Raw genomic sequence first — 24,554 nt, 5'->3', positions numbered from 1 at the left:
AACCTGATCGTCGGATCATGTCCTGGTCAAACTTGGCGTGTTCAATTCCTGCGGTATAGGGGGCCATATCCGCCGACTCGCGGGGTGGCGGGGGCGGGGACTCGCGGGGGCGGCGCAGAGGGTGGCGGGGGCGGGGACTCGCGGGGGCGGCGCAGAGGGCGGCGGGGGCGGGGACTCGCGGGGGCGGCCGGGCCGATTCCTGAGGCGCGCCACCTTCCCAACGGATGGCTAGAGTTAGAGACGTGACTTTACTGAGCTCGATGGATGCCGCCCGCTATGTTGTTGATGCGCTCGAACGCGCCGGAGTGCGCCACGTGGTGATGGCTCCCGGATCCCGCAGCGCCCCCCTCGTCTATGCCCTGGCCGAGGCTGAAGCTGATAACAGGATCACCGTGCACGTGCGCATCGACGAACGCGTGGCCGGATTCACCGCCCTCGGTCTCGCGTTGGGCGCCAAGGGGCCTGCGGCGATTGTGACCACTTCCGGCACGGCCGTGGGCAATCTACTCCCGGCCGTCATGGAGGCCAACCATGCTGGGGTGCCGCTGCTGGTGCTCTCCGCCGACCGCCCCGTGGAGCTCCGTGGCACCGGCGCAAATCAGACCACGGTCCAGCTGGATCTCTTCGGCGAGCACGTCCGCTTCGCCACCGATGTGGCCGCCGGCTCTGACCCCACCGGCGCTGTCGCTACCGCATTGACCGCCGCCATGGGCAGGCTCGACGGCATCCCGGCCGGCCCGGTCCAGGTCAATCTAGCCTTCAGCGATCCCTTGACCCCCGCCGTGGACGGTTCCGAGTGGGAACGGCTGATGCCGGTCATCGAGACCCCTGAGCTGGGCACAAATGCAGATGCAAACACAAACACGGACGACGCCGGCTCAGGCTCCGAAGCCAGCGGCACCCTTACGGCTCCCGAGCCAGGGGATGGTGTCTCGGAGACCACTGTTGAAGGTCTTCCGGCGGAGATGTTCCAGCCCTTCTCCACCCCCACTTCCAGCCACAGAACGGTGGTGGTTGCCGGCCATGGCGCCGGTCCCGAGGCCGAGTACTTCGCCCGGTTGCTGGGCCTTCCGCTGCTGGCCGAACCATCCTCCAACGCCCGTTTTGGGCCCAATGCCATTGGCGCGTACCGGCTGCTGCTGGATCAATTTGGACCCGAGAGGATGCACCCCATTGAGCGTGTCGTGGTTTTTGGCCGCCCAACACTGTCCCGCCAGATCAGTAATTTGCTGGCGCGCACGGATCTGGAGCGGGCGCTGTTCGTTCCTGTTCCTGTGCCGTGGTTTGAACCCGGGCGCAGGACCGAATTGATCCTGACACAGTGGGACCAGCTGCTCGGCTTTGCAGGCCGCGGACCCGAAGGTTGGCTGCAAGCCTGGCAACAGGCCAGCGAACACGCCGAAGCGGCCCTCGACTCAGCACTCACGGGAACCGGCAAAGATGCCATTGAGCGGCCAGGCCGCGGCAAGCTCGGCGCAGCCAGCACACTGAACGGGCTGCAAGTGGCCCGAGCGGTGTGGGAAGCGGCCCAGAAGGACGCAGGCAGCATCCTCATGCTCGGCTCCTCCAACCCGGTCCGTGACGCAGATCTAGCCGCGCAACCCACCCAGACCAACCACATTGCTGTGCACGCGAACCGTGGCTTGGCCGGGATTGACGGGACCATCTCAACGGCAACTGGACTAGCCCTGGCCACCGGTCAGACCACCCGAGTGCTGATGGGCGACGTGACCTTCCTCCACGATTCTGGCGCACTGAACATTGGCCCAGCGGAGGCACTGCCGAAGCTGCAAGTCATCGTGTTGAACGACGGCGGTGGTGGTATCTTCTCAGTCTTGGAGCATGGAAAGCTGGCCGAGGCGCCCAACTACGCTGCCGCCGTGGAACGTTTCTTTGGGACTCCGCATACGGCGAGTTTGGGCGCGCTGGCCGCGGCCTTTGGCTGGAGCCACGTTTCGGTAGGCACGGCGGCTCAACTCACCACGGCGCTGGCCGCCCCGGTGCTGTGGCCGTGCGTCATTGAGGTTACTGCCGCCAGCCGCGCTGACTTGCGGGAGCTGCACGCCAGCATTGCTGCGGCGGTCCTTTCCAGCTGAGCTGCCAAGATTCTTTGGTGTGTTCAGCTGGCACACAAAAACGGGCCTTGCCAGTGGTGGAAACCACTGCCAAGGCCCGCTTCGTTATTGCGGCCGCTACAGAACGCGGCTGAGGAATTCCTTGGTGCGGTGATGTTGCGGGTTGGCGATGATCTCGCGCGGGTTACCGCTTTCCACCACAACGCCTCCGTCCATGAACGTCAATGTGTCGCCAACCTCGCGGGCAAAGCCGATCTCGTGGGTTACCACGATCATGGTCATGCCGGACTTGGCCAGGTTCTTCATGACTTCCAGAACGTCGCCCACCAGCTCAGGGTCCAGAGCGGAGGTGGGCTCATCGAAGAGCATCAACTCCGGCTCCATGGCCAAGGCGCGGGCAATGGCAACACGCTGCTGCTGCCCGCCAGAAAGCTGGGACGGGTAGAAGTTGGCGCGGTCGGACAAGCCCACCATCTCTAACAATTCCAGTGCCTTCAGCTTCGCGGCCGCCTTGGACTGACGCTTCACCTGGGTAGGAGCTTCAATCACGTTCTGCAGGGCAGTCTTGTGCGGGAACAGGTTGAATCGCTGAAATACCATGCCGATTTCCCGGCGCTGGGCCGCGATCTGCTTGGTGTTCAGATCGTGCAGCTTCCCGTTGACTTCCCGGTAACCGATCAGGTCATTATGCACATAGATGCGGCCTGCGCTGAGGGTTTCCAGAAGGTTGATACAGCGCAGCAGCGTGGACTTTCCCGAACCTGACGGACCAATGATCACGGAAACTTCGCCCGGGTTGACGGTCATGTCGATGCCCTTGAGCACATGATGGTCGCCGAAGAACTTGTGCACGCCCTGGATCTCCACGAGTGGTTTCACTGCGGCTGAGTGAGAGTTACTCACTGAAGCGGTATGGGTCATGGCTTGCCGCCTTCCGTCGTGTCATCAGTTGCGGTGGGTGGGACAGCATGGGCAGCAGCCACTGCGGCGGTGGCCTGAACCGGCGCCTTCGTGACGTTATCTACACCCTTGCCGAAGTGTCGTTCAATGTAATATTGGCCGACCATCAGGATTGAGGTGATGACCAGGTACCAGAACGCTGCAACCATAAGAAGCGGTATGGGCAGGAACGTACGGCTGGCCAATGCGTTGGTCACGAACGTCAGATCCAAGGTGAAAGGAACAGCCAAGACCAGCGAGGTGGTCTTGAGCATGCCAATCGTCTCGTTGCCTGTGGGCGGGATGATGACGCGCATGGCCTGGGGCAAAATGATCCGCCACATGACCTTCGAGCGGCGCATGCCCAGCGCCTCCGCGGCCTCCATTTGGCCGTTGTCCACTGACTTCAAGCCTGCGCGGAAGATCTCTGCCAGATAGGCGGACTCGTTCAACCCCAAACCAACAATGGCGGCGACGGTGGCGTTGATGACAGTGGCCGTGTCCCAAGAAAGAAGTTCCGGCCCAAAAGGAACCCCTAGAACGATCTTCGGGTACAGCACACCCACAGATCCCCAGAACAGCAGCTGGGTGTACACGGGTGTGCCACGGAAGAACCAGACCCACACCCACGACACGTACCTGAACAAGGGGTTATCCGACTGGCGCATAAAGGCCAGCAAGATTGCCAAGACAATGGCGATGACCATCGAGGTAACGGTCAGGACCAGAGTCCAGCCCACGCCTTGAATGACAAGAACGTCAAAAACGTAGGTGCGGAAAGTACCCCAATAGAACTTGGGGTTGGTGGTCATCGACTGGATGGCAAGAATAACCACCAGCAAGATGACGGCGGCGCCGACCCACCGCCACGGGTGGCGGACGGGAACTGCATCAATGCGTTCCACGTCCGCCCCAGGGCCGTGCGAAGCCCGGAATGAGGATCGCCGACTCAAGGTATTATCCCGCCGTCGGGTTCAGTACGGCCTTGGTCAATCCGCCATCCTGATTGTTCCAGGTGGTCAGGATCTTGGTGTAGCTGCCGTCGTCGATGAGCTTGTTCATGACCTTTTCGATGAGCTCGGCAAATGCCATGTCGTCCTTGGCGACGGCGATGCCCTGCTCGGCGGAGTCGTACGCTTCACCGAGTGTCTCCAACTGACCGTTGGTCTTAGCCAAGGCGTTGTTGATGATGGGGGTGTCAGCGCTCATGGCGTCGATGGTGCCGCCAACCAAGCGGGTGGTGACGTCGGTCTGGTTCTTCAACGAGACGATGTCAATGGCCGGCTTGCCTTCAGCGACGCACTTGGCCGAACGGTCTTTCACATCCGGATCTTCTTCAACGGTGCCTGTCTGGACGCCGATCTTTTTGCCGCACAGGTCATCCATGCTGATGCCCTTGGGGTTGCCCTTCTGAACGGCCCACAAAACACCAGCGTTGAAGTAGCTGACAAAGTTCACGGCCTTGGAACGCTCGGGATTGATGGTGAAGGAGGAAATGCCCAGATCGTAGACGGTACCGATCTTGGGAATGATCGCGGAGAAGTCTGAGGTGTGGACAACAGCCTTCTTGCCCAGCGTGGCGGCGATGGCCTTGGCAATGTCCACGTCGTAGCCGATCGGTGTCTGACCGTCCTTGTCCAAGAATTCTGCCGGCTCATAGGAGGTGTCGGCACCTACGTCAAGGGTGGCTTTGTCCTTCAGAGCTGCCGGAAGCAACGCGATCAAAGCGTCGTCCTTGGCCACGGTGGTGGGATCGAAAGACGCTGCTTGCGAAGACCCTCCGCTGCTTTCAGTGCCGCCATCCTGGGAAGCTGTGGTGCAACCCGTAAGCGCCAAAGTTGCAACGGCAAGGACGGCTGCGCAGCGCAGGCCCAGCTTGGATGAGATTTGCATTGATTACCCTTTGTGTAGTCCCTAAGGAGCCAGCATTTGACATCTAGTGTAACCCTCCGTGATGTACATCACGGTAAACAGGATTTCACTATTGAACAACTCTAGGGAGTGCTGCGCAAGGGCCGCGGGGTAGTTTGTGTCTGGAATACGGGACTGAAGCAGGGGTGAATCGGGAAGGAAGAGTTGGTTCGGGAGCCGTTCTAGGGACGGTTTGGCAGTTTCAAGGCCTGCAGCATGGGCCTGAATTTTGCCCAAGTTTCGGCCAGCTCGGCCTCCGGGTCCGAGGCTTCTACGATGCCTGCGCCAGCGTAGAGACGCACCGTGTGGGCATCTTCCAAAACGGCTCCGCGCAGGGCAATGCCCCATTCGCCGTTGCCTGCGCCATCGAGCCAGCCGACCGGTCCGGCGTAGGGTCCGCGGTCCATTTTCTCCAGCTCCAGGATGAGCGTTGCCGACTCTTCCCGCGGCGTTCCGCACACGGCAGCCGTGGGATGTAGGGCCTCAACGAGGGCCAAGGAGGTGGGGACGTGTCCATTTGAGCTGGCCAACTGGGCGGTGACATCGGATGCCAGGTGCCACACATTGGGCAGTTCCAAAATGAACGGTTCCGCCGGAAAGGACAGGTCAGTTGCGAAGGGAGCAAGCTGCCGAGTGAGGGAACGGACGGCAAAGTCGTGTTCGTGGCGCTGCTTGATGGAGCCGCCCAGAACGGTGTCGGCGAAGCCGGTGGAACCGGCTGGTTCGTCCTCACGGTCAAGGGTTCCGGCGAGCACTCGGGCCTGCGCTGTGGAGCCGTCCACCTTGATCAGGATTTCGGGCGTGGCACCCACTAATCCGCGGACGCCGTAGGTCCAGCATTCGTCGTACAGGCCCACCAATCGTTGCAGAATTGAGACTCTGCGGACCGGTGTCGGAAAGGTAGCCAGAACATCCCGGGCTAGAACTACCTTCTCTAGGCCGCCGTGGGCAATGGCCGCGACGCCAGCCTGTACGGAGCCCTTCCATTGCTCTTCGGTGAGTGCACCGGAACGCACGGTGCCCGCGGAGGCGGAATCCGGCGTCGAACTTTCAAGGGAAGGAGAAAGGGAAGCGGAGGGAGCAGAAGAGGCCAAATCTCGTAGGAGCCCTAGAGCAGATTCGGCGGTGGGGACGGTGCCGTCCAGAGAAAGTTGGGTCAACCAGGCCGTGCCGGCGGAGAAGCCCACTACCAGGGCCGGGACGATCAGCACGGATTCGAAGGCGCTGGTTTTGGAGAAGGCGAAAGAGCCAAAGGCCATGGCGCCGGTGCCTGGCATGCGGATGGAATCGTCCACATCAGCGGTGGCCAGCAGCGATTTCCACCACTGTTCGGCGTCGGAAAAGCGTGAGACGCCGGTGCCTGCGAAGGAGGCTATTTCGCCGAAACCCACGAGACCTTCGCCGCGGCGCAACCAACAGAGCGGACCGTCGGGGGAATCTGCGGCGCCTGCGTCCAAAAGTGCGCCGGGGTTGGGGATGCCAAGCTCCGTCAGCGTGGCCGGTGCCAGGGCCAGGGTGAGGGCGCGCAGCGAGAAGGAGTCAGTCATGATGAGTCCAGATTACTCGCTAGGGCAGCAAAATCCGGTGTGCTGGCGGTGTGATGGCCCACAAGCTGCCTCGGGGCCGCCCCATAATGCGCGAAGCTGCACAAAGTTTGAGAGACTAAGGGAGTGAACCGTGCATCTTTGGAGAAGCGTCCGGAAGAAATGGCCGCCATGTTTGACGACGTGGCCCCAAAATACGACATCGTCAACGACATTTTGTCCATGGGGCAGACACGTCGCTGGCGGCGCATCGTGGTGGACGCCGTAGGAGCAGCTCCCGGCCAGCGGGTCTTGGACCTGGCCGCCGGAACCGGCACCTCGAGCGAACCCTTTGCTGACGCCGGAGTGAACGTGGTGGCCTGCGACTTCTCCGTGGGCATGCTCAAAGTTGGTAAGCGCCGCCGCCCGGACATCGACTTCATTGCCGGGGACGCCACCAATCTGCCCTTCGCGGACAACTCCTTTGACGCCTCCACCATCTCCTTTGGGCTGCGTAACGTCATGGATCCGAAGAAGGCGCTCCGGGAAATGCTGCGCGTGACCAAGCCCGGCGGAAAGCTGGTGGTGGCCGAATTCTCACACCCCACCTTTGCCCCATTCCGCACCGTCTATACCGAATACTTGATGCGCGCGCTGCCACCGATCGCCAAAAAAGTGGCCTCCAACCCGGCCGCCTACGTCTATCTGGCAGAGTCCATTCGGGTCTGGCCCAATCAGGACAACTTGTCCGCCTGGCTCACCGAAGCCGGCTGGGACTCCGTGGCCTACAGGAATTTGAGCGGCGGCATTGTGGCTGTTCACCGCGCAGTGAAGCCGCTGGATGGTGGCGGTACCGCCACCGCCGGCACCAGCGCCACCGCCGTTCGCTAACCGTTCGTAAGCTCATTCGTTAACCGTAAGGAACCCCACCCACCGTGAAGGTACTGATAGTAGGTGCCGGTCCCGCCGGATCCACCGCGGCCTGGCACCTGGCGTCCGCCGGGATCGAGGTCACCGTGCTGGAGAAGACCCGTTTCCCCCGTGAAAAGGTCTGCGGCGACGGCCTCACCCCGCGTGCCGTACGCGAAATGCAGCTCATGGGCCTGCCGCACGACCCCTCCGAAGGCTGGCGCCGCAACAAGGGCCTACGCCTGATTGCCGGCGGCCGCCAGATCGAGGTGCCGTGGCCCGAACTCACCGACTTCCCCAACTACGGCCTCATTCGCACCCGTCTGGGCTTTGACGAGTCGCTCGCCAACCATGCGCGTGCCGCCGGTGCCGTGATCCTTGAAGGTCACTCGGTGACCCAGGCTCTCACTAACGACGCCGGAACTGTGGTGGGTGCCAGGGCGGCACTTTTGGATGGGGCTGGCCGGAAGACGGGCGAAACCGCTGACTTCCATGCCGATGTGGTGCTGGCAGCTGACGGGAACTCCACCCGCACCGCCGTCTCGCTGGGACTTGAAAAGCGTGATGACCGGCCCATGGGTGTGGCCTACCGTACCTATTACACCTCCCCCCGCCACGACGATGACTGGATGGAAGGCTGGCTGGAGCTTTCCTCACCGGACGGCCGGACGCTGCCCGGGTACGGATGGGTGTTTGGTGTTGGCGACGGCACCTCCAATGTTGGTCTGGGCATCCTGAACACCTCCAAGGAGTTCGGCAAGCTCGATTACCGGGCCGTATTGCGTGACTGGACGGCCGCCATGCCCGGCGAATGGGGCTTCACGCCGGAAAACCAGGTAGGTGCCATCAGGGGAGCTGCGCTGCCAATGGCCTTCAACCGCACGCCGCATTATTCGGATGGTCTACTGCTGCTGGGAGATTCCGGCGGCATGGTGAGCCCGTTCAATGGTGAGGGTATTTCCTATGCCATGGAATCGGGCCGCTTTGCAGCCGAACACATTGTTCAGGCAGCTGGCACCAACTCACGCTTGGCCGCCGATCACGCACTCTCCAACTACGGAACGCTGGTCCGTGAGCAATGGGGCAGCCACTTCACGCTGGGCCGCGTCTTCGCATCCATGATCGGCAATCCAACCATTATGAAGCTGGCCCTGCGCTCAGGCATGAGCGTGCCGGTGCTGATGCGTTTTGTTGTCCGACTCATGACGAATCTGAGCGACACAGATAAACGCGGATTTGAGGATAGAGTGATTCATCTACTGGAGAAGCTCGTCCCTGCCACCAGCAACCAGGACATTACCCGCACATCCAAGCAACAATCCCTACCAATAGTTAGTGTTAAGCAGTGACTACTTCCGCGAACCACAGCTGGACCCACGCCGGGCAAGGACGCCCCGAGTCTGAGGATCCCAATCCCAGCACCATGGCCATTGCCACGGGGCTGCAACTGCCGTCCGGTTTCACTGCCGTGGCAGAGGACCCGGATCTGGGGCCCTCCATCTCGATGGGCATGGCCCGGGTGGAAAAGGTGTTGCGTGAAGCAATCGCCCATTCCGACCCTCTGGCAGATGCTACGAGCCGCCACTTAGTGGAAGCCGGCGGCAAACGCATCCGCCCACTGTTGGCGCTCCTTGCTGCCCACCTCGGGGACCCGGACCGTCAGGAGGTGGCGCAGGCCGCCGTCGTGGTTGAACTGACGCACCTGGCCACGCTCTACCACGATGACGTGATGGACTCCGCGCCGTTCCGCCGCGGCGCCCCCACAGCCCACGAGGTGTGGGGCAACACGGTTGCCATCCTGACCGGTGACCTCCTCTTCGCCCGTGCCTCGATCCTGGTCTCGGCTCTCGGTGGCCGTGCCCTGGAAATTCAGGCCCGCACCTTCGAGCGCCTGTGCCTGGGCCAGCTGCACGAGACCGTTGGTCCGCGTGATGACGAAGATCCCATTGAGCATTACCTCTCTGTCATTGCTGACAAGACAGGTTCGCTGGTTGCAGCTTCGGGGCAGCTTGGTGCCATCTTCGGCGGCGTTTCAGAAGAGGGCCAAGACGTGCTGCTGGAATACGGCGAAAAGGTGGGCGTCGCCTTCCAGCTTGCTGATGATGTCATAGACGTGACCGGGCTGAAGCAGGTTTCGGGAAAGTCACCCGGAACCGATCTGCGCGAAGGCATCGCTACCCTACCGGTGCTCCTGCTGCGTAACGCTGCTGCAGCCGGCGACGCGCAGGCTGCTGCCGTACTGGCGTTGGTGGATGGCGATCTGTCCAGCGATGAGGCACTTGCCGAAGCTGTAACCGCGCTGCGCGAGCACCCCGTCACGATGGAATCCTGGGCTGTGGCCCGCGAATGGTCCGATGCTGCCATCGCAGCTCTGGCACCGCTGCCCGAGGGAATCGTCAAGACGGCACTGGCCAGCTTCGCCGAAGCCGTGGTCTCCCGCGACGTCTAGCCGCCACCTGCTCCCCAACCTCGTGCCTCGGATGGGCCCCTCCCGGGCGTGGGCCCAGAAAACCGTCCGCGGAGGTGCGCGCCAGTGAGAAATGCCGCCGTTTGACGTAAATGCCAGGGTTGACCTATGGCATTCGCGTCAAACGGCGGCATTTCTGCAGGGCAGCTGATGTGTGACTTCACCGAAGCCGTGGTCTCCCGCGACGTCTAGCTTTTAAGTCAACGGCCCGTCTTGTGCGGACGGCCCGTCTTGTGCAGCCAGGGTTGCCAACATCGACTTTGAAATGCTGATCATCAGTGAACTGCGTGCTTCGTTGCCGTAGCGGACCTCGAGTTCGCGTCCGTTGGCGTCCCACCTGTGGTGAAAGCCCTTTTGACCGGGCGGGGGAGCGCTCGATTCGCCGTAAGCCTGCGTGAATTGGCGCATGATTTCCGCAAAGCACCCGGTGGTTTCGGGGCTGGGCGGCACAGCCTCGAAGCGCAGTTGGAAATAGATCTGGGTGAACATGCCGTCCTCCAGAACCCAAGTGCAAAGCACGGGGCCTGCGAGGGGCGGATCGGTGAGAAAGTGTTGTTCGGAGCCGACGCTGTGCGGGTTTTGCACCGCCCGCAAAGCTGACGTTCTCAGGCCCAGCCGGCTGAACAGCTGTTCCCTCCCGGAATCCGAGGACGGCCATGGATCACGGACAATTTCCGCCACCATGGCCACCACCGCCGAAGGATCAATGGGGGCTTCCAGTTCCAGACCGGGCGGGTGAAGATCCGAAGGCATCAGCTCTGGCGGCCCATCCTGGGGATGGCAAACGGGCTTGCACCTTCGGCGCTGTCATTCCAATGCGTGGGTGCGTTTCGGCGTCGAGCTTCTGCTTCTGAGGCCGTGGCCAAGCCGGCGTCGTCAACACTGACCATGACCCCACTGTGCTGGAGATTGAAGAAGCGGATCACAATGCGGCGGCCGTTGACGTTCCAAACACATGCCTGAACCACGGGATCATGCCAAGGGTTGGACCCTTCTCCGTACAGTTTGGTGAGGCGGCTGTGAATGTCAACGAAACCTTCCCGTGTGGAGGGGTTGTCCGTCTGCATAGACGAATACAGCTGCATGCTGATCCCCAGGAACTTGGCGCCGTAGGACGTCCATGACGAGGAAATCCCCCCACCGGCCAAGGGCGTGCGCAGGGAATAATGTGACACGGCGGGCGCACTCCCGGCATCATCCCAGGGTGCGCCGGTGACCAGACCATGCGCCTCGAACCAGGCCTTGCGGTCCGAATCCGAGCGGGGCCACATCCCTGTTACCAACGTTTCAACCAGGCCAACGACTGCAGCCGGGTCCGGATTCAATCCATTCAAAGGCTCCTGTGCGTTCATAACGCCACGCTACCGCTCCCGGATGAATATTCCCATAGCTGCGGCTGTGCATTTGCCTAACGATCAGTCCTCGTCGCTGAGCACCTCATTGAAGACCCAGTCGAGCATGTCAAACACGAACTCGCTGAAGGTGCCTTCTTCGTTGATCCAAACACCTGTGGCGTTGTTGCGACGCCACACGATGGGATCGGGAACTTCTGCTTGGTCTACCAAAATGCCCCAAGTGTAGGCCTCCTCCTCGTCCTCAAGGAACAGGAGGTAGCCGTCTTCAATTTCCAGCTCTTCGGGATCCCAGAAGTAGTAGTACGCCTCCATGAGCTCCTCGCAGTTGCCCACAGCGTGCAGGAACTCCCGCAATGCCAAAGGCACCGTGATCTGCAATTCTGCAAAGACTGCGTCCAGATCCGCCCAGGTGATGCCGTCGGCCTCTTGCCACGGCTCCTCTAGGTATAACGGAACTAGGCCGCGGAACTTCTCTACGAACATGTCAGACATTCAGATCTCCAGAAACTAGCAACAGGTAGCAAATCGCTTTAGCTCAATCCTATCTGCGCCGGGGCAGCCGGGGTGCCCAGCTACGGGCAGCTAGCGGTGCGCGCCAACCGTACCGCAGGCTCAACATGCGCATAGCGAAAACGGCAACGGCGGCAACGGTCCCGGTAGCTAAATTCAGCCAGCCTAAGTGCCACAGCCCGGTGGCCAGTGCGGCACCAATAAGCGCCGGTATCGCGTAGAGGTCTTGGGGATCGAAGACTTTGGGTACCTCGTTGGCGGTGATGTCGCGCAGGATGCCGCCGCCCACGGCCGTAGTGACGCCCAGAAGAATTGCAGCTACGGGAGTCATGCCAGCTTCGAGGGCCTTCAGCGAACCGGTGATGCAAAACAGTGCCAACCCACCGGCGTCGAACATGAAAAGTAAACGCCCGCTGCGCTGGACATTCTTTACAGTGAAGTAGACCAATGCGGCAGCAGCCAAGGGTGGGACCAAATAGATGGGGTTGGAGAAGGCTGCAGGCGGACCGTCGGCCAGAATGATGTCGCGCAGCACGCCCCCGCCCAGGCCCACCATGGAGCCCAATAGCACCGAACCGACGAGGTCGAATCCCTTCCGGGCGGCGAGTAGGCTGCCAGAGACAGCGAAGAAAAAGACGCCCAAAAGGTCGAGGGCGAGCGGCAGATCAAGGGTCATGGCAACAATCTTCACGCGAGTTCGAAGGGGTTGGGAGGGATCACCAAGTTAGCGTCAGCGTAGCGCGTCTGCCTGAAAAGGGAGTGGATTTCTTGACGCCACCGAGCCGATTTGTGACTACGCTGGGTGAATGAGCCCCGCCCAGTCGTTGATTCATGTTCAAGACTTCCACATGCACTTCGGTGCGAAAAAGGTCATCGAGGGGCTCTCCTTCGATGTGGCGCGCGGGGAGACGTTCGGGTTTTTGGGCAGTAACGGCAGCGGAAAAACGACCACCATCCGTGCTTTGCTGGGCATCTACCGGCCCACCTCGGGAACCTTGGAGATCAACGGCAAGGTATTCAGCGACGACTTTGGCGCCCGGCTCGGCTACCTGCCCGAGGAGCGCGGCTTGTACAAAAAGGAGTCGGTGCTGGATGTGATGAGCTATTTTGGGCGGCTCAAGGGCTTGTCCAAACAGGCTGCACAAGCATTTTCACGGGACTATTTGGACAAGGTTGACCTCGCCGACAAAGCCGATGTGCGGGTGGACAAGCTTTCTGGTGGCGAGCAGCAGAAGGTGCAGTTGGGGGTCACCATCATGAATGATCCGGAGCTGCTGATCCTGGATGAACCCACCAAAGGCTTTGACCCGGTGAACAGACGCCTGCTCATGGACATCATCGAAGAACGCAAAGAAGCGGGAGCCACGGTCATGATGATCACCCACCAGATGGAAGAAGTGGAACGGCTTTGCGACCGAATCATCCTCCTCAAGAACGGCAAAGCGGAGGCGTACGGCACCATTGATCAGGTCCAGAACCAGTTTGGTGGCCGGACCATCAGGCTCAAATACTCCGGAGTCCTGCCTCGCTCGCCGCACTACGACATTACGCTCCAAGAAACTAACTACGCCGAGCTGTCACTGGATGATGCCGTGGATGAGTCTGCCGTGCTGAAGGACTTGGTGCTTGACGGGGTGGTGGTGCGCGGCTTCGTCGCGGCCAAACGCAGCCTGGAAGACATCTTCATTCAGGTCTACGGCGAAGTGCCGGGTGAAGCTGGCGCCGCGGTCTCGCCACCGGGCGAAGGGCCGGGCGAAGGGCCCGGCGAAGATCCCGGCCCCGGTCCAGGCACTGGATGGTTCGCCGCCCGCGGACTGCGCCGGAAGGGAAGTGGCACACATGGCGCGCCATAACTTGGGCACGGTAGTGCAGTTTGAGTTCACCAGGACGGTGAAGAAACGGCGGTTCTGGATAGCCACCTTGGCCATCCCCGTGCTTCTGGGGATTGTCTTCGCGCTGGTCTTCGCTAGCAATTCCAGCACGCAACAGCGCTCCGATGAGCAAAAGAACCAAACGTTGGCCTTCAGCTATTCGGATGCCTCCGGGCTCATTGAACCCAAGCTAGCCACGGCGATGGGTGGGACGCTAGAGAAGGACCCGGGAACCGCCGTCGAACGTGTCAGGGAAGGCACGCTCAACGCATACTTCAACTTCCCGGCCAGCATCGGGAAGGATCCGGTGAGGGTCTACGGGACGGATCAGGGCATTTTCAAGAACGGCAGCTACGACGCCGTGGCCAAACAGCTAGTGGTGCTTTCCGCGCAGCAAAAGGTGGGTTCGGCGGAGCTGACGGCGGCCGTGCAGGGGAATTTCAGCACCGAGTCCCAGACGTTCAAGGACGGACAAATCTCCGGCGGGCTGGAAACCGTGGTGCCGCCGCTGCTGTTCCTGGTGCTGTTTTACGTGGTGATTATCCTGCTCGCGAACCAAATGCTCGCATCCACGCTGGAGGAGAAGGAAAACCGGGTCACGGAGATGATCCTGACCACCTTGAACCCCACGACGCTGGTGGTGGGCAAGGTCATTTCGCTGTTCCTCGTGGGTGCGGTGCAGGCGCTGGTGTTTGCTACGCCCATGGTGCTGGGCTACATCTTCTTCCGGGATCAGCTCGCCATGCCGGACTTTGATCTCTCCAATCTGCAATTCCAATTCCTGCCCATGCTCATCGGCGGGCTCTTGTTTGTGGGCGGATTCATCTTGTTCACGGGCGTGCTGGTGGGCATCGGCGCGGTCATGCCCACGGCCAAAGACGCCAGCACGGTGTTCGCCCCGGTCATGATCATGATGTTCATTCCGTTCTATATTGTGACGATGGTGGTCAGCGACCCGGGCTCGATCATCGTGCAAATATTTACCTTCTTCCCCTTCACCGCGCCCATCACGGCCATGCTGCGCAACGCATTCGGCTCGCTCAGCGGCGTTTCTGCGGTCATTGTGATTGTTGAACTGTTCGTGTTTGGGTTCGTGGCCTTGCGCGTTGCGGTGCACTTGTTCCGTTACGGATCCATCGAATACAGCCGCAAGCTCTCCCTGCGCACAGCCTTCGCCCGGAAGCCCTGAGCCGCGTGGTCGGCCTGCAGCGACGGGTGCTGTGGGTGGCCATCCTCGCCTCCTTCGTGGCATTTTTGGACGGCGCCATTGTCAACGTCGCCCTGCCCGCCATGACCCGCGAGCTGGGCGGAGGCATCACCACGCAGCAGTGGGTGGTGGACGCATATTTGTTGGCCCTGGGATCGCTAATTCTGATCGCCGGTTCCCTCTCCGACACCTTCGGCCGCATCCGAATCCTCCGCGCCGGCCTGCTGATCTTCGGTCTCGCCTCGCTGGCCTGCGCTTTCGCCCCGAGCGCCCTTTTGCTCATTGTGGCCCGCGGAATCCAAGGCGCCGGGGCCGCGCTGTTGGTGCCCAGCTCGCTCGCGCTCATCACCTCCACCTTCCGGGGACCCGCGCAAGGCAAGGCCATCGGTTCGTGGACCGCGTGGACCGGCACCGCATTTCTGGCCGGACCGCTGGTGGGTGGACTCCTCGTCGATTACGCCGACTGGCGCCTCATCTTCGCCATCAACGTCTTCCCCATCGCCGCCACCCTGATCCTGCTCAAAGGACTGAGCCTCGCGGTTCCAATCCCCAACCTGAAGTACGACGCCGGAACCACCTGCGTGCCCCCGCTGCCTGTTGCTCCTCCCGGCACAGCCGTTTCTGCCGTCACAGTGGCGCGGCCCGCGTCCCGGATCGATGTCATCGGGGCTGTGCTGGCCGCCGTCGGACTGGCCGGGACGGTGTTTGCCCTGATTGAGCAGGACCGGCTGGGGTGGGGGAGTGCGCTGGTGTACGGGCCGTTTGTGGTGGGGATTGCTGCGTTGGCGGGGTTCTTGTGGTGGGAACACAGAACCCCGGCGCCCATGATGCCGCTGGCTCTGTTCCGGATCCGCAACTTCGGTGTGGGTAACATTGCCACCACCTTTATCTATGCGGGGTTGTCGCTGGGGCAGCTGCTGGTGGTGCTGTTCCTCCAGGAGATTGCCGGGTTTACGGCTGCTCAGGCGGGGCTGGCGTCGCTTCCCGTGGCCGTGATCTCGCTGTTTCTGGCCGGGCCGTTTGGCACGCTCGCCGGCAAGTACGGGCCCCGGCTGTTCATGGCGCTGGGGCCTTTAGTGGCTGGCGTGGGCTACGCGATGATGGCGTCGGCTACGGAACCTTTCAATTTTTGGTTGCAGATTCTGCCCGGACAACTGGTGTTTGCCGTGGGGCTGTCCATCACCGTGGCGCCCTTGACGGCGGCCATTCTCGGGGCGGTACCAACGGTGCAAAGCGGGATTGGATCGGCCATTAATAATGCGGTTTCACGGGTGGCCGGGCTCATTGCCGTGGCGCTCGCGGGCGTGATGCTCGGCGGTGTGCTGGACTACGATTCGTTCCGGCGGGTCATGGTCATCACGGCGCTGCTGTTCCTGGTGGGGAGCGCGGTTTCGGCACTGGGGATCAGTAACGCCGAGGCGCGGAGGCAAAGGAGCGACGCGGAGGACGGCGCCGGTAATGATGATGGGGACAAGAGCGGGCCTGTAGAGCTCGCTGACTCCTGACGCACCATCGGTGCGCGGACAGCTACGCCGCTGACGTACATTGGCTGTGAAGAATTCTTGGGAAAGGACCCAACCATGGAGCATGAAACCGTGATGATCGCCTGCGCCCACGGCACCAACAACGCCGAAGGTCAGCGACGCATCAACCAGCTCAGGGCGGATATTGTTGCATTACGTCCGGGATTGAGCGTGATTGAAGCCTATGTTGACGTTCAGGAACCGGCGTTACCAGATGTGGTGGCCGGGTTGGCCCATGATGTGCGCGCAGTGGTGGTTCCGTTGCTATTGACCGTGGGGTTCCACGTACAAGTGGACATTGCTGATGCCGTTGCCAGCCGGCCTAACACCCTAGCTGCCGCGCCGCTGGGCCCCGATCCGCGCTTGGCGAAGCTGCTCGATGAACGGCTCGGCGAGCTGCCTGCTAACTGGGGCATTGTGTTGGCGGCGGCAGGTTCCTCGCGGCCCGAAGCGGCCGAACCCATCGAGGTTTTGGCCGCGGACCTGGCCGTGCGCCGTCCGGAACGGATCATGGCAGCCTATGGCGCAAGTGCGCGGCCCTCGGTCCCGGAAGCCGTGGCACAATTGCGGGCCGACGGCGCTGCCGGGGTGGCTGTGGCCTCCTATTTGCTGGCCCCGGGCTATTTCCACGACCAACTTTCGCTAGCTGGAGCTGAGCAAGTGGCTCCGCCTCTGTTGCCTTCCGGGCTGCTGGCGGAACTGGCGCTGGAGCATTTTGACGCGGCACTGCCCAGGGTCGCCCAATAATTCGGCATAAAGGTGCACCGTGAACTAGGACCCGTGAATTAGGGCCCAGGAATTAGGACCCGGGAATTAGGGCCCGGGTGATACTCGGCGCCCAATCGAGTTGCCAGCTGTGCGCGAGGTTGAAACGCGAGGTTGAAACTGCAGCTGATGCGATGAATCCGCTGGTTTCATCGCATCAGCCGCAGTTTCGAATCCAGGAGAAATCAGAAATCGCATTACCTGCTGTTTCAAAGCCAAGATTCCAGTCTCGGGATGGCGCCCCTGCCCGAGTACGTCATGCACACATAGGAAGCCACTGGCATGTGTGACGAAATATTGCCCAAGGTGAACCCGCGTTTCACGATTGATTGGCCGCCGCGCGGGACCAACCTACGCTCGTTCTCATGACACAGACAGCTCTAGCCGGAGCGACCGCCGAGGCTCCCACCGCAGCAATCTCCGAAGCCACCACAACAGCGACCGCGGCAACCTCGCCAGCCGCCACCGGGCCCGCAGCCGAGAAGCCGGTGCGCCCCGTGCGGGCCCGCCCCGCAAGCAAGCCGCACGGGCAGTGGAAGATCGATGGCAAGGCGCCGCTGAACGCCAACGAGGTCTGGAAGCAGGAGGATGACGGGCTGTCCGTGCGCCATCGCATCGAGACTATCTACTCCAAGCAGGGCTTTGACTCGATCGCCGACGACGATCTGCACGGCCGCTTCCGCTGGTGGGGGCTGTACACGCAGCGCAAGCAGGGGATCGACGGCGGCAAGACTGCACAGCTGGAACCGCACGAGCTTGAAGACAGCTACCTCATGATGCGGGTACGGACCGACGGCGGACAGCTCACCACCGAGCAGCTGCGGGTAGTGGGTCAGATTTCCATTGATTTTGCGCGCAACACTGCGGATCTGACCAACCGCCAGAACATCCAGTTCCACTGGATCGAGGTCGAGAACATTCCGGAGATCTGGCGCCGACTCGAAGCCGTGGGCCTGCAAACCACCGAGGCCTGTGGCGATGTACCTCGCGGCATGCTTGGTTCCCCTGTTGCGGGCATCGCCAAGGCGGAGATCATTGATCCCACCGATTTCCTACAGGAACTGCGCGACCGCTACATTGGCAATCCGGAGTTTTCCAACCTGCCGCGCAAGTACAAGACCTCCATCACCGGCTACCCGGATCACGACACCATCCACGAAATCAACGACATTTCCTTCGTTGGCGTGGAGCATCCGGAGCTGGGCCCCGGCTACGACCTGTGGGTGGGTGGTGGGCTCTCCACCGCGCCCCGTCTGGCCCAGCGCGTCGGCGTGTTCGTGCCTCCGGAGGAAGGCCCCGCAGTGTGGGAGGGCGTCACCAGCATCTTCCGCGACTACGGCTACCGGCGCATGCGCAACAAGGCCCGCCTGAAGTTCCTGGTGGAGGATTGGGGTGCGGAGAAGTTCCGCCAGGTCCTCGAAGATGAATACTTGGGCCACAAGCTGCCCGACGGCGTTACCCCGCCCAAGGCGAAAGTCAACGGTGACCATGTTGGCGTGCACGAGCAAAAGGACGGCAACTTCTTCATCGGCGCAGCCCCCTGCGTGGGCCGGTTCTCCGGCACGGGGATGCTGGCTCTGGCGGACCTTTTGGAGGCCCACGGATCGCACCGTCTGCGCACCACCCCGCTGCAGAAGATCATCGCATTGGACATTCCCAAGGACCACGTTGAGGCAGTGATTACTGGACTGGATGAGATTGGGCTGTCCGCCCGGCCGTCCGTCTTCCGTCGTAACACCATGGCGTGCACAGGCGTGGAATTTTGCAAGTTAGCCATCGTGAACACCAAGGACACGGCCATCAACATCATTTCCGAGCTCGAGGAACGCCTAGCTGATCTGGTCGACGCCGGGGAACTCGATGAGCCACTCACGCTGTACCTCAACGGCTGCCCCAACTCCTGCGCCCGCATCCAGACGGCGGACATTGGCCTGAAGGGCATTGTTGTCCCCACGGACGACGGCGGCACCCAGGGAGGCTTCCAGGTTCACCTGGGTGGCGGCTTGTCTTCGCATAACCGTGAGGAGGCTGGTCTGGGCCGCACCGTTCGCGGTTTGAAGGTGGCTATCCCCGACCTGCCCGACTACGTGGAGCGCGTCATTCGCAGCTACGTGAGCAACAAGCTGGCGGAGGAAACCTTCGCAGAATTCGCCCACCGAGTTGATGAGGAGCTGCTGACATGACAACTGCAACCGCCCTGCGCACCCATGATGAACTCAAGGCCATCGCCGCAGCCGGTGCAGCGGAACTGGACTGGGATGCGTCCGCGCAGGAAGTCATCGCCTGGGTGGCGAAAAACTTCGCAACCGGTGCGGCCGCCGTCGCCTGTTCCATGGCAGATGCCGTGCTGCCGGCACTGGTTGCCGATCAGCTCCCCGGCGTCGACGTCCTCTTTCTAGACACCGGTTACCACTTCCCCGAAACGTACGCCACGCGCAATGAGGTTGCTGAAAACCTGCGGGTGAACGTGGTTGACGTGCTGCCGCGGAACACCGTCGCGGAGCAGGATTCGCTGGTGGGCAAAAACCTGTATGCGAGCGATCCGGCCCAGTGTTGCGCGCTGCGGAAGGTGGAACCGCTGAGTCGTTCGCTCTCCGGATACGAACTCTGGTTCACCGGAGTGCGCCGCGACGAGGCCCCCACCCGGAGCAACACCCCGCTGGTGGTGTGGGATGAGAAGAACGGCTTGGTCAAGGTCAACCCCGTCGCCACCTGGACGTACGAGGAATTGATCAGCTACTCCGATGAGAATCTCCTTCCCGTGAATCCACTCCTTAGCCAGGGCTACCCGTCCATCGGATGCGCACCCTGCACCAACAAAGTGGCCCCCGGCGCCGATCCCAGGAGCGGACGCTGGGCCGGAACCTCCAAGACAGAATGCGGACTACACGTATGAGCACCCAAACCATTGATCCCCAAGCGCTCCCCGACCTCGCAAGCTCGGCCGGGGTCCCCTCGCGCTCGGAGACCCCTTCTGGTGGTCCTGAGCTGAACTCCCTTGACCTGCTGGAATCCGAGGCCATCCACATCATCCGTGAGGTGGTGGCCGAGTTCGAGCGCCCCGCGCTGCTGTTCTCCGGCGGCAAGGACTCGGTAGTCATGCTGCATCTGGCTACCAAGGCGTTCTGGCCCGGCAAGGTTCCGTTCCCCGTGTTGCACGTGGATACGGGCCACAACTTCCCCGAGGTCATTGACTTCCGTGACCGTACCGTGGAGCGTTTGGGCCTGCGCCTGGAAGTGGGCTCCGTCCAGGAGTTCATAGATTCCGGCGAGTTGGCAGAGCGTGCAGATGGCACCCGCAACCCGCTGCAGACCGTCCCGCTGCTGGATGCCATTGCCGAGAACAAGTTCGACGCCGTCTTTGGTGGCGGCCGCCGTGACGAGGACAAGGCCCGCGCCAAGGAGCGCATTTTGAGCCTGCGCGACGAGTTCGGTCAGTGGGATCCACGCAACCAGCGCCCCGAACTGTGGAATCTGTACAACGGCCGCTACACAGTGGGCCAGCACGTGCGTGCGTTCCCCATCAGCAACTGGACCGAGCTGGACATTTGGCGTTACATCGCCCGCGAAAACATTGAGCTGCCGGGCCTGTACTACGCCCACGACCGCGAGGTCTACGAGCGAGACGGCATGTGGCGTGCGGTGGGCCCGGTTTCTGAACCGCGCTCCGATGAGGAAGTCGTCATCAAGCAGGTCCGCTACCGCACCGTGGGCGACATGTCCTGCACCGGCGCCGTTGCTTCCGATGCCGCCACCGTCCATGACGTGGTGCGCGAAGTTGCCGCTTCAACCCTGACCGAACGTGGCGCCACCCGGGCCGATGATCGCATCTCCGAGGCAGCCATGGAAGACCGCAAGAAAGATGGCTACTTCTAATGAGCGCAACAAACACCTCGGTGGTCGATCCCCAGGCCCTCCCCAACCTCGCAAGCTCGGCCGGGGACCCCTCGGGCCAGGGGGCCCAAATTGCGACCCCCGCAGAGACCCCGCTGGAGCAGTCCACCCTTTTCCGTTTCGCCACGGCCGGCTCCGTCGATGACGGCAAGTCCACCCTGGTGGGACGCCTGCTCCACGATTCCAAGGCCATCTTGGCTGACACGCTCGACGCCGTCACCCGCACCTCCGCGGACCGTGGCTTCGGCGGTGAAAACGGCAGTACCCAGAAGATTGACTTGGCGCTGCTGACCGATGGCCTGCGGGCCGAGCGCGAGCAGGGCATCACTATCGATGTGGCCTACCGCTACTTCGCCACCGACCGGCGCAGCTTCATCCTCGCGGACTGCCCCGGGCACATCCAGTACACCAAGAACACGGTGACGGGCGCGTCCACCGCGGATGCCGTCGTCGTGCTTATTGATGCGCGCAAGGGTGTGCTGGAGCAGACCCGCCGGCACCTGTCGGTGTTGCGCCTGCTGCGCGTGCCCAACGTGGTGGTTGCGGTGAACAAGATCGATCTGGTGGACTTCAGCGAGGATATTTTCCGCACCATCGAGACGGATGTTCAGGGGGTCGCGGTGAGCATCGGCCTCGATGATGTGGTGGTCATTCCGGTCTCCGCACTGGAGGGTGACAACGTGGTGGAGCGTTCGGCCCACACCCCGTGGTACACCGGATCGAGCCTGCTGGATCTGCTGGAAACGCTGCCCACCACCGACGAGCTGGAGCGCGGGCTGGAGCCGTTCCGCCTCCCCGTTCAGCTGGTCATCCGGCCGCAGGGTGCGCTGGCTCCGGAGCTTTCCAACGCGGACGACGCCGGAGCCTCCTTCCGTGACTACCGCGCCTACGCCGGTCAGCTCGCCTCGGGCGGCGTCTCGGTCGGGGAGTCAATTACGGTGCTTCCCTCGGGCCGGACCGCGACAGTGGTGGGCATCGACTTTGCCGGCCGCTCGCTGGATCGCGCCGTGGCGCCGCAGTCGGTGTCGCTGCGTCTGAGCGAAGAGATCGACATTGCCCGGGGTGACGTTATCGCGGCAACGGGCACCTTTGGCGAGGTTAGCCAGGACCTGTACGCCGAGTTGTGCTGGCTGTCCACGAAGCCCTTGCGTGAGGGCTCTAAAGTGCTGATCAAGCACGGCAGCAAGACCGTTCAGGGTTTGATCCGCGCCGTCACGGGAAAGCTAGAGCTGGAGTCGTTTGACTACCAGGCCGCCTCCGGGCTGGAACTCAATGACATTGGTACCGCGCAGATTCGTTTGGCGTCGCCGCTGCCCATCGAGACGTACGCACTGCACCGCCGCACAGGCGCGTTCCTGGTGATCGATCCCCAAGACGGCAACACGCTGGCTGCCGGCCTTGTCCGGGACCATCCCGGAGACCACGAGGATGAGCGCTACAACATCTAGAGCGCTTGTCGCAAAAATGATCCCGATCCCGCTCTCTGACCCCAAATGGCTTCAGAACGCGAGATCGGGATCATTTTTGCATGTGAGCAGTGCGTAAATTTCTCGAGAAGTCTGGAATTTCGCTGAGGCGTGGCATAGGGTGAGCCTCAGATCTTGTTCCGGCCGAAATCTCACGGCGTGGGAGCAGCTTCTACGTTTGTTCGCAGGGTTTTTGCACGGTCTCTCATGGTCTCAATAAGCAGTGCTGGCGTAATCCGAGGGGGTGGACGCGGTGGATGGCAACTCAGAATCATGGACGTTGAGCGCTATTGCTTCGCGCGCCCTGCGGATTGCTGTTGGGGCTGCCCTATTTGCCGCAGTTCTGCTCATTTTGGGTTCTAGTGGTGCCTTTGCATCCTCAGGATCCAGCCCCACATCTGTTACAGCAGCCAAGCCCGCACCGGATAAGGGTAACGGGCTTATTTCAGGGATCTTGAGTCCCGTTGTTGGCGTTGTAGACAAAGCAGTCTCTCAGGTCCCCGTTGTCAAAGACATCGTCGACAACGGTACCGTTGGCAAGGTTGTTGCCCCCGTTTCAACCGTGACCGACAAGGTTGAAAGTGCGGTGAAAACCGTCCCTGTGGTTGGCGCAGTGGTGGCCCCGGTCCGCCAAATTACCAACGCGGTGGTACCTCCAGTTGTCAACGCTGCCGAGTCCGTCACAACCCCCGTCTTAGGCGCCGTTGATCAAGCCGCGGCACCCGTAATTCAGGCTGTTGCACCCGTTCTAAACCCGGTCACCGGAACTGTCCGGCCAGTTGTTGGCGGTGTAACGGACGGCGTTGTCGAAGTCGTTGACACTGTTGTGACGCCCGCACTTCCCAGCACTCCAGTTGTTCCAGCTGCCCCGAGCGTTCCCCAAACACCCAGTATCCCAGGTGCCCCAGGGACGTCCGATACTACCGATGGCCATGACACATCAGGAGTTCCTGGCGACGGCCACACCGTCGGTGGTTCTCATAGCCAGGCGGCTACTTCGGTCAGCGAGGTTGAGGCTGTGAAGGCCGCCGATGCGAAGTCTGACAGCCAATATGCCGCCCTTGATGCGCAGATCGGTGTAGGAAACTTTGGGGCGCTCGCCCCGTATTTGGCTGACCGGCAGGTTGCCGGAGCTTCTAATACTGGTGAGTCTGCTGCCTTTGCAGTCCCCTCTGGAGCGCAGCCGGCTGCCAGTTGTGGCTCCGATTCCCATAATGCGGCTGTGGGGCCGTGTGCCACTGCAGTGGTTGCAGGCGCCGTTCCGGGGCCCGCCTCAGGAAGCAGCGCAGGGGGATCGGGTGGTGCCGCTGGGCCGGTGGCCGCTGATGAGCACATGTACGCACAGTTTGCCCTCGCAGGAGGCGCCGCTGCCTTGCCCAGCACCGACTGGCCCCTGCCTGCCTCCATGCCCGAAAACCCCGGATCAACACCTGGCTAGATGACCTTTTGCCTTTCCCCTTTTGCAGGGTGAGGCCAAGGTCTTTCCTTGATTTGCGATCGCAAACAAGGCCAAAAAATCTTTGTCAGGAGTTGGACAACATGCATGCAATAATTCGTCGATCGCTGTGCGCAGCGGTCTTTGCTGGAGGGCTTCTTGCCCTCGGCGCAGGAGCAGCAAGTGCTGCTGAGCCGTCAAATTCGGATGCCCTCAACACACCTTCCGTGGTGCAGGGTCAGCTTTTCCACACATCCAGTCACAGCGCCAATAACCAGTCCGAGGGCCTCCTTGGAGGTTTGCTTGGCGGTGTGGTTGGTGACGTGCTGGATAACGTCCAGGTGGCTGTTCCGGTCACTGTTCCGGTGAATGTTTCGGGCAACGCTGTGGGTGTTCTTGGGAACGCTGTTTCCAAGGATTCATCGGCGGTGAACACAACGGTTGCTCCGGATGTAAACCAGAGTTCTAACCAAGCCCCAGCTGTTTCCGCTATCGACGACGGTTTGCTCGGTGGCGTGGTTGGTGACGTGCTGGATAACGTCCAGGTGGCTGTTCCGGTCACTGTTCCGGTGAATGTTTCGGGCAACGCGGTCGGTGTCCTAGGCAATGCTGTTTCCAAGGATTCATCGGCGGTGAACACAACGGTTGCTCCGGATGTAAACCAGAGTTCTAACCAAGCCCCAGCTGTTTCCGCTATCGACGAC

At 61.8% G+C, this 24,554-nt stretch carries 21 protein-coding genes and 1 pseudogene; 14 read left to right on the top strand and 8 right to left on the bottom strand.

Annotated elements, in window-relative coordinates:
• Nucleotides 1–260 precede the first annotated feature (260 nt).
• Nucleotides 261–2,096, top strand: coding sequence for a 2-succinyl-5-enolpyruvyl-6-hydroxy-3-cyclohexene-1-carboxylic-acid synthase (menD, locus tag AB0O97_RS13250; RefSeq protein ID WP_363883279.1), 1,836 nt, complete (start codon nucleotides 261–263; stop codon nucleotides 2,094–2,096).
• Nucleotides 2,097–2,192: 96 nt separating this feature from the next.
• Here menD and AB0O97_RS13245 read toward each other — a convergent pair whose 3' ends face one another.
• The 4 genes from AB0O97_RS13245 to AB0O97_RS13230 all read right to left on the bottom strand — a co-directional run bounded on the left by AB0O97_RS13245 (nucleotide 2,193) and on the right by AB0O97_RS13230 (nucleotide 6,472).
• Nucleotides 2,193–2,996 (bottom strand): amino acid ABC transporter ATP-binding protein, encoded by an 804-nt coding sequence (locus AB0O97_RS13245; RefSeq protein WP_363842934.1) that lies wholly within the window; start codon nucleotides 2,994–2,996, stop codon nucleotides 2,193–2,195.
• Nucleotides 2,993–3,919, bottom strand: a complete 927-nt coding sequence (locus AB0O97_RS13240; RefSeq protein WP_363842937.1) for an amino acid ABC transporter permease — start codon at nucleotides 3,917–3,919, stop codon at nucleotides 2,993–2,995. Before AB0O97_RS13240 ends, AB0O97_RS13245 begins: the two co-directional genes overlap by 4 nt.
• A gap of 52 nt (nucleotides 3,920–3,971) precedes the next feature.
• Nucleotides 3,972–4,907 (bottom strand): ABC transporter substrate-binding protein, encoded by a 936-nt coding sequence (locus tag AB0O97_RS13235; RefSeq protein WP_363842940.1) that lies wholly within the window; start codon nucleotides 4,905–4,907, stop codon nucleotides 3,972–3,974.
• A gap of 200 nt (nucleotides 4,908–5,107) precedes the next feature.
• The gene (locus AB0O97_RS13230) at nucleotides 5,108–6,472 is read right to left on the bottom strand and encodes an isochorismate synthase (RefSeq protein WP_363883276.1); all 1,365 of its coding nucleotides are present in this window, start codon (nucleotides 6,470–6,472) and stop codon (nucleotides 5,108–5,110) included.
• 123 nt (nucleotides 6,473–6,595) lie between these two features.
• Between AB0O97_RS13230 and AB0O97_RS13225 the strand changes: the two genes are divergently transcribed.
• From AB0O97_RS13225 to AB0O97_RS13215, 3 genes are read left to right on the top strand one after another with little or no spacing between them, the layout of a single operon-like run.
• On the top strand, nucleotides 6,596–7,339 hold the full coding sequence (locus AB0O97_RS13225; protein WP_363883274.1) for a demethylmenaquinone methyltransferase: 744 nt from the start codon (nucleotides 6,596–6,598) through the stop codon (nucleotides 7,337–7,339).
• A 44-nt stretch (nucleotides 7,340–7,383) separates the two neighbouring features.
• On the top strand, nucleotides 7,384–8,706 hold the full coding sequence (locus AB0O97_RS13220) for a geranylgeranyl reductase family protein (protein WP_363842949.1): 1,323 nt from the start codon (nucleotides 7,384–7,386) through the stop codon (nucleotides 8,704–8,706).
• A complete protein-coding gene (locus tag AB0O97_RS13215; RefSeq protein WP_363842951.1) occupies nucleotides 8,703–9,806 on the top strand; it encodes a polyprenyl synthetase family protein in 1,104 nt (367 codons plus the stop codon). The genes AB0O97_RS13220 and AB0O97_RS13215 overlap by 4 nt, the downstream gene beginning before the upstream one ends.
• Before the next feature lie 213 nt (nucleotides 9,807–10,019).
• Here the strand turns inward: AB0O97_RS13215 and AB0O97_RS13210 are convergent, their stop codons facing one another.
• From AB0O97_RS13210 to AB0O97_RS13195, 4 genes are all read right to left on the bottom strand, one after another.
• On the bottom strand, nucleotides 10,020–10,577 hold the full coding sequence (locus tag AB0O97_RS13210; protein ID WP_363883272.1) for a hypothetical protein: 558 nt from the start codon (nucleotides 10,575–10,577) through the stop codon (nucleotides 10,020–10,022).
• A complete protein-coding gene (locus AB0O97_RS13205) occupies nucleotides 10,577–11,176 on the bottom strand; it encodes a hypothetical protein (protein ID WP_363883270.1) in 600 nt (199 codons plus the stop codon). The genes AB0O97_RS13210 and AB0O97_RS13205 overlap by 1 nt, the downstream gene beginning before the upstream one ends.
• Nucleotides 11,177–11,239: 63 nt before the next feature.
• On the bottom strand, nucleotides 11,240–11,671 hold the full coding sequence (locus AB0O97_RS13200; protein WP_363842960.1) for a hypothetical protein: 432 nt from the start codon (nucleotides 11,669–11,671) through the stop codon (nucleotides 11,240–11,242).
• Between the two features lie 49 nt (nucleotides 11,672–11,720).
• Nucleotides 11,721–12,365, bottom strand: a complete 645-nt coding sequence (locus AB0O97_RS13195) for a trimeric intracellular cation channel family protein (RefSeq protein WP_363883269.1) — start codon at nucleotides 12,363–12,365, stop codon at nucleotides 11,721–11,723.
• 130 nt (nucleotides 12,366–12,495) lie between these two features.
• Between AB0O97_RS13195 and AB0O97_RS13190 the strand changes: the two genes are divergently transcribed.
• The 10 genes and pseudogenes from AB0O97_RS13190 to AB0O97_RS13145 form a co-directional block, all read left to right on the top strand.
• Nucleotides 12,496–13,542 (top strand): ATP-binding cassette domain-containing protein, encoded by a 1,047-nt coding sequence (locus AB0O97_RS13190; protein WP_363883267.1) that lies wholly within the window; start codon nucleotides 12,496–12,498, stop codon nucleotides 13,540–13,542.
• Nucleotides 13,529–14,749, top strand: coding sequence for an ABC transporter permease (locus AB0O97_RS13185; protein WP_363883266.1), 1,221 nt, complete (start codon nucleotides 13,529–13,531; stop codon nucleotides 14,747–14,749). The genes AB0O97_RS13190 and AB0O97_RS13185 overlap by 14 nt, the downstream gene beginning before the upstream one ends.
• Before the next feature lie 5 nt (nucleotides 14,750–14,754).
• Nucleotides 14,755–16,272 carry an MFS transporter gene (locus tag AB0O97_RS13180; RefSeq protein WP_363883264.1) on the top strand — a complete coding sequence of 506 codons (1,518 nt, stop codon included), beginning with the start codon at nucleotides 14,755–14,757 and terminating at the stop codon, nucleotides 16,270–16,272.
• A 75-nt stretch (nucleotides 16,273–16,347) separates the two neighbouring features.
• Nucleotides 16,348–17,037: a CbiX/SirB N-terminal domain-containing protein gene (locus AB0O97_RS13175; protein WP_363842972.1), complete on the top strand. Its 690-nt coding sequence runs from the start codon at nucleotides 16,348–16,350 to the stop codon at nucleotides 17,035–17,037.
• A gap of 383 nt (nucleotides 17,038–17,420) precedes the next feature.
• A complete protein-coding gene (locus AB0O97_RS13170; RefSeq protein WP_363883262.1) occupies nucleotides 17,421–19,238 on the top strand; it encodes a nitrite/sulfite reductase in 1,818 nt (605 codons plus the stop codon).
• Nucleotides 19,235–19,951, top strand: coding sequence for a phosphoadenylyl-sulfate reductase (locus AB0O97_RS13165; protein WP_363883260.1), 717 nt, complete (start codon nucleotides 19,235–19,237; stop codon nucleotides 19,949–19,951). The genes AB0O97_RS13170 and AB0O97_RS13165 overlap by 4 nt, the downstream gene beginning before the upstream one ends.
• The gene (gene cysD / locus AB0O97_RS13160; RefSeq protein WP_363883258.1) at nucleotides 19,948–20,931 is read left to right on the top strand and encodes a sulfate adenylyltransferase subunit CysD; all 984 of its coding nucleotides are present in this window, start codon (nucleotides 19,948–19,950) and stop codon (nucleotides 20,929–20,931) included. Before AB0O97_RS13165 ends, cysD begins: the two co-directional genes overlap by 4 nt.
• On the top strand, nucleotides 20,931–22,397 hold the full coding sequence (locus tag AB0O97_RS13155; RefSeq protein WP_363883256.1) for a GTP-binding protein: 1,467 nt from the start codon (nucleotides 20,931–20,933) through the stop codon (nucleotides 22,395–22,397). Before cysD ends, AB0O97_RS13155 begins: the two co-directional genes overlap by 1 nt.
• A gap of 298 nt (nucleotides 22,398–22,695) precedes the next feature.
• Nucleotides 22,696–23,853 (top strand): hypothetical protein, encoded by a 1,158-nt coding sequence (locus AB0O97_RS13150; protein WP_363883254.1) that lies wholly within the window; start codon nucleotides 22,696–22,698, stop codon nucleotides 23,851–23,853.
• Between the two features lie 101 nt (nucleotides 23,854–23,954).
• Nucleotides 23,955–24,554: pseudogene (locus AB0O97_RS13145) on the top strand (hypothetical protein); the annotation flags it as partial.

Source organism: Specibacter sp. NPDC078692 (assembly GCF_040686835.1).
In the GTDB taxonomy this organism is placed as follows: domain Bacteria; phylum Actinomycetota; class Actinomycetes; order Actinomycetales; family Micrococcaceae; genus Specibacter.
The sequence above is the reverse complement of the archived record's forward strand: the minus strand, read 5'-3'. Positions and strand labels throughout refer to the sequence as shown.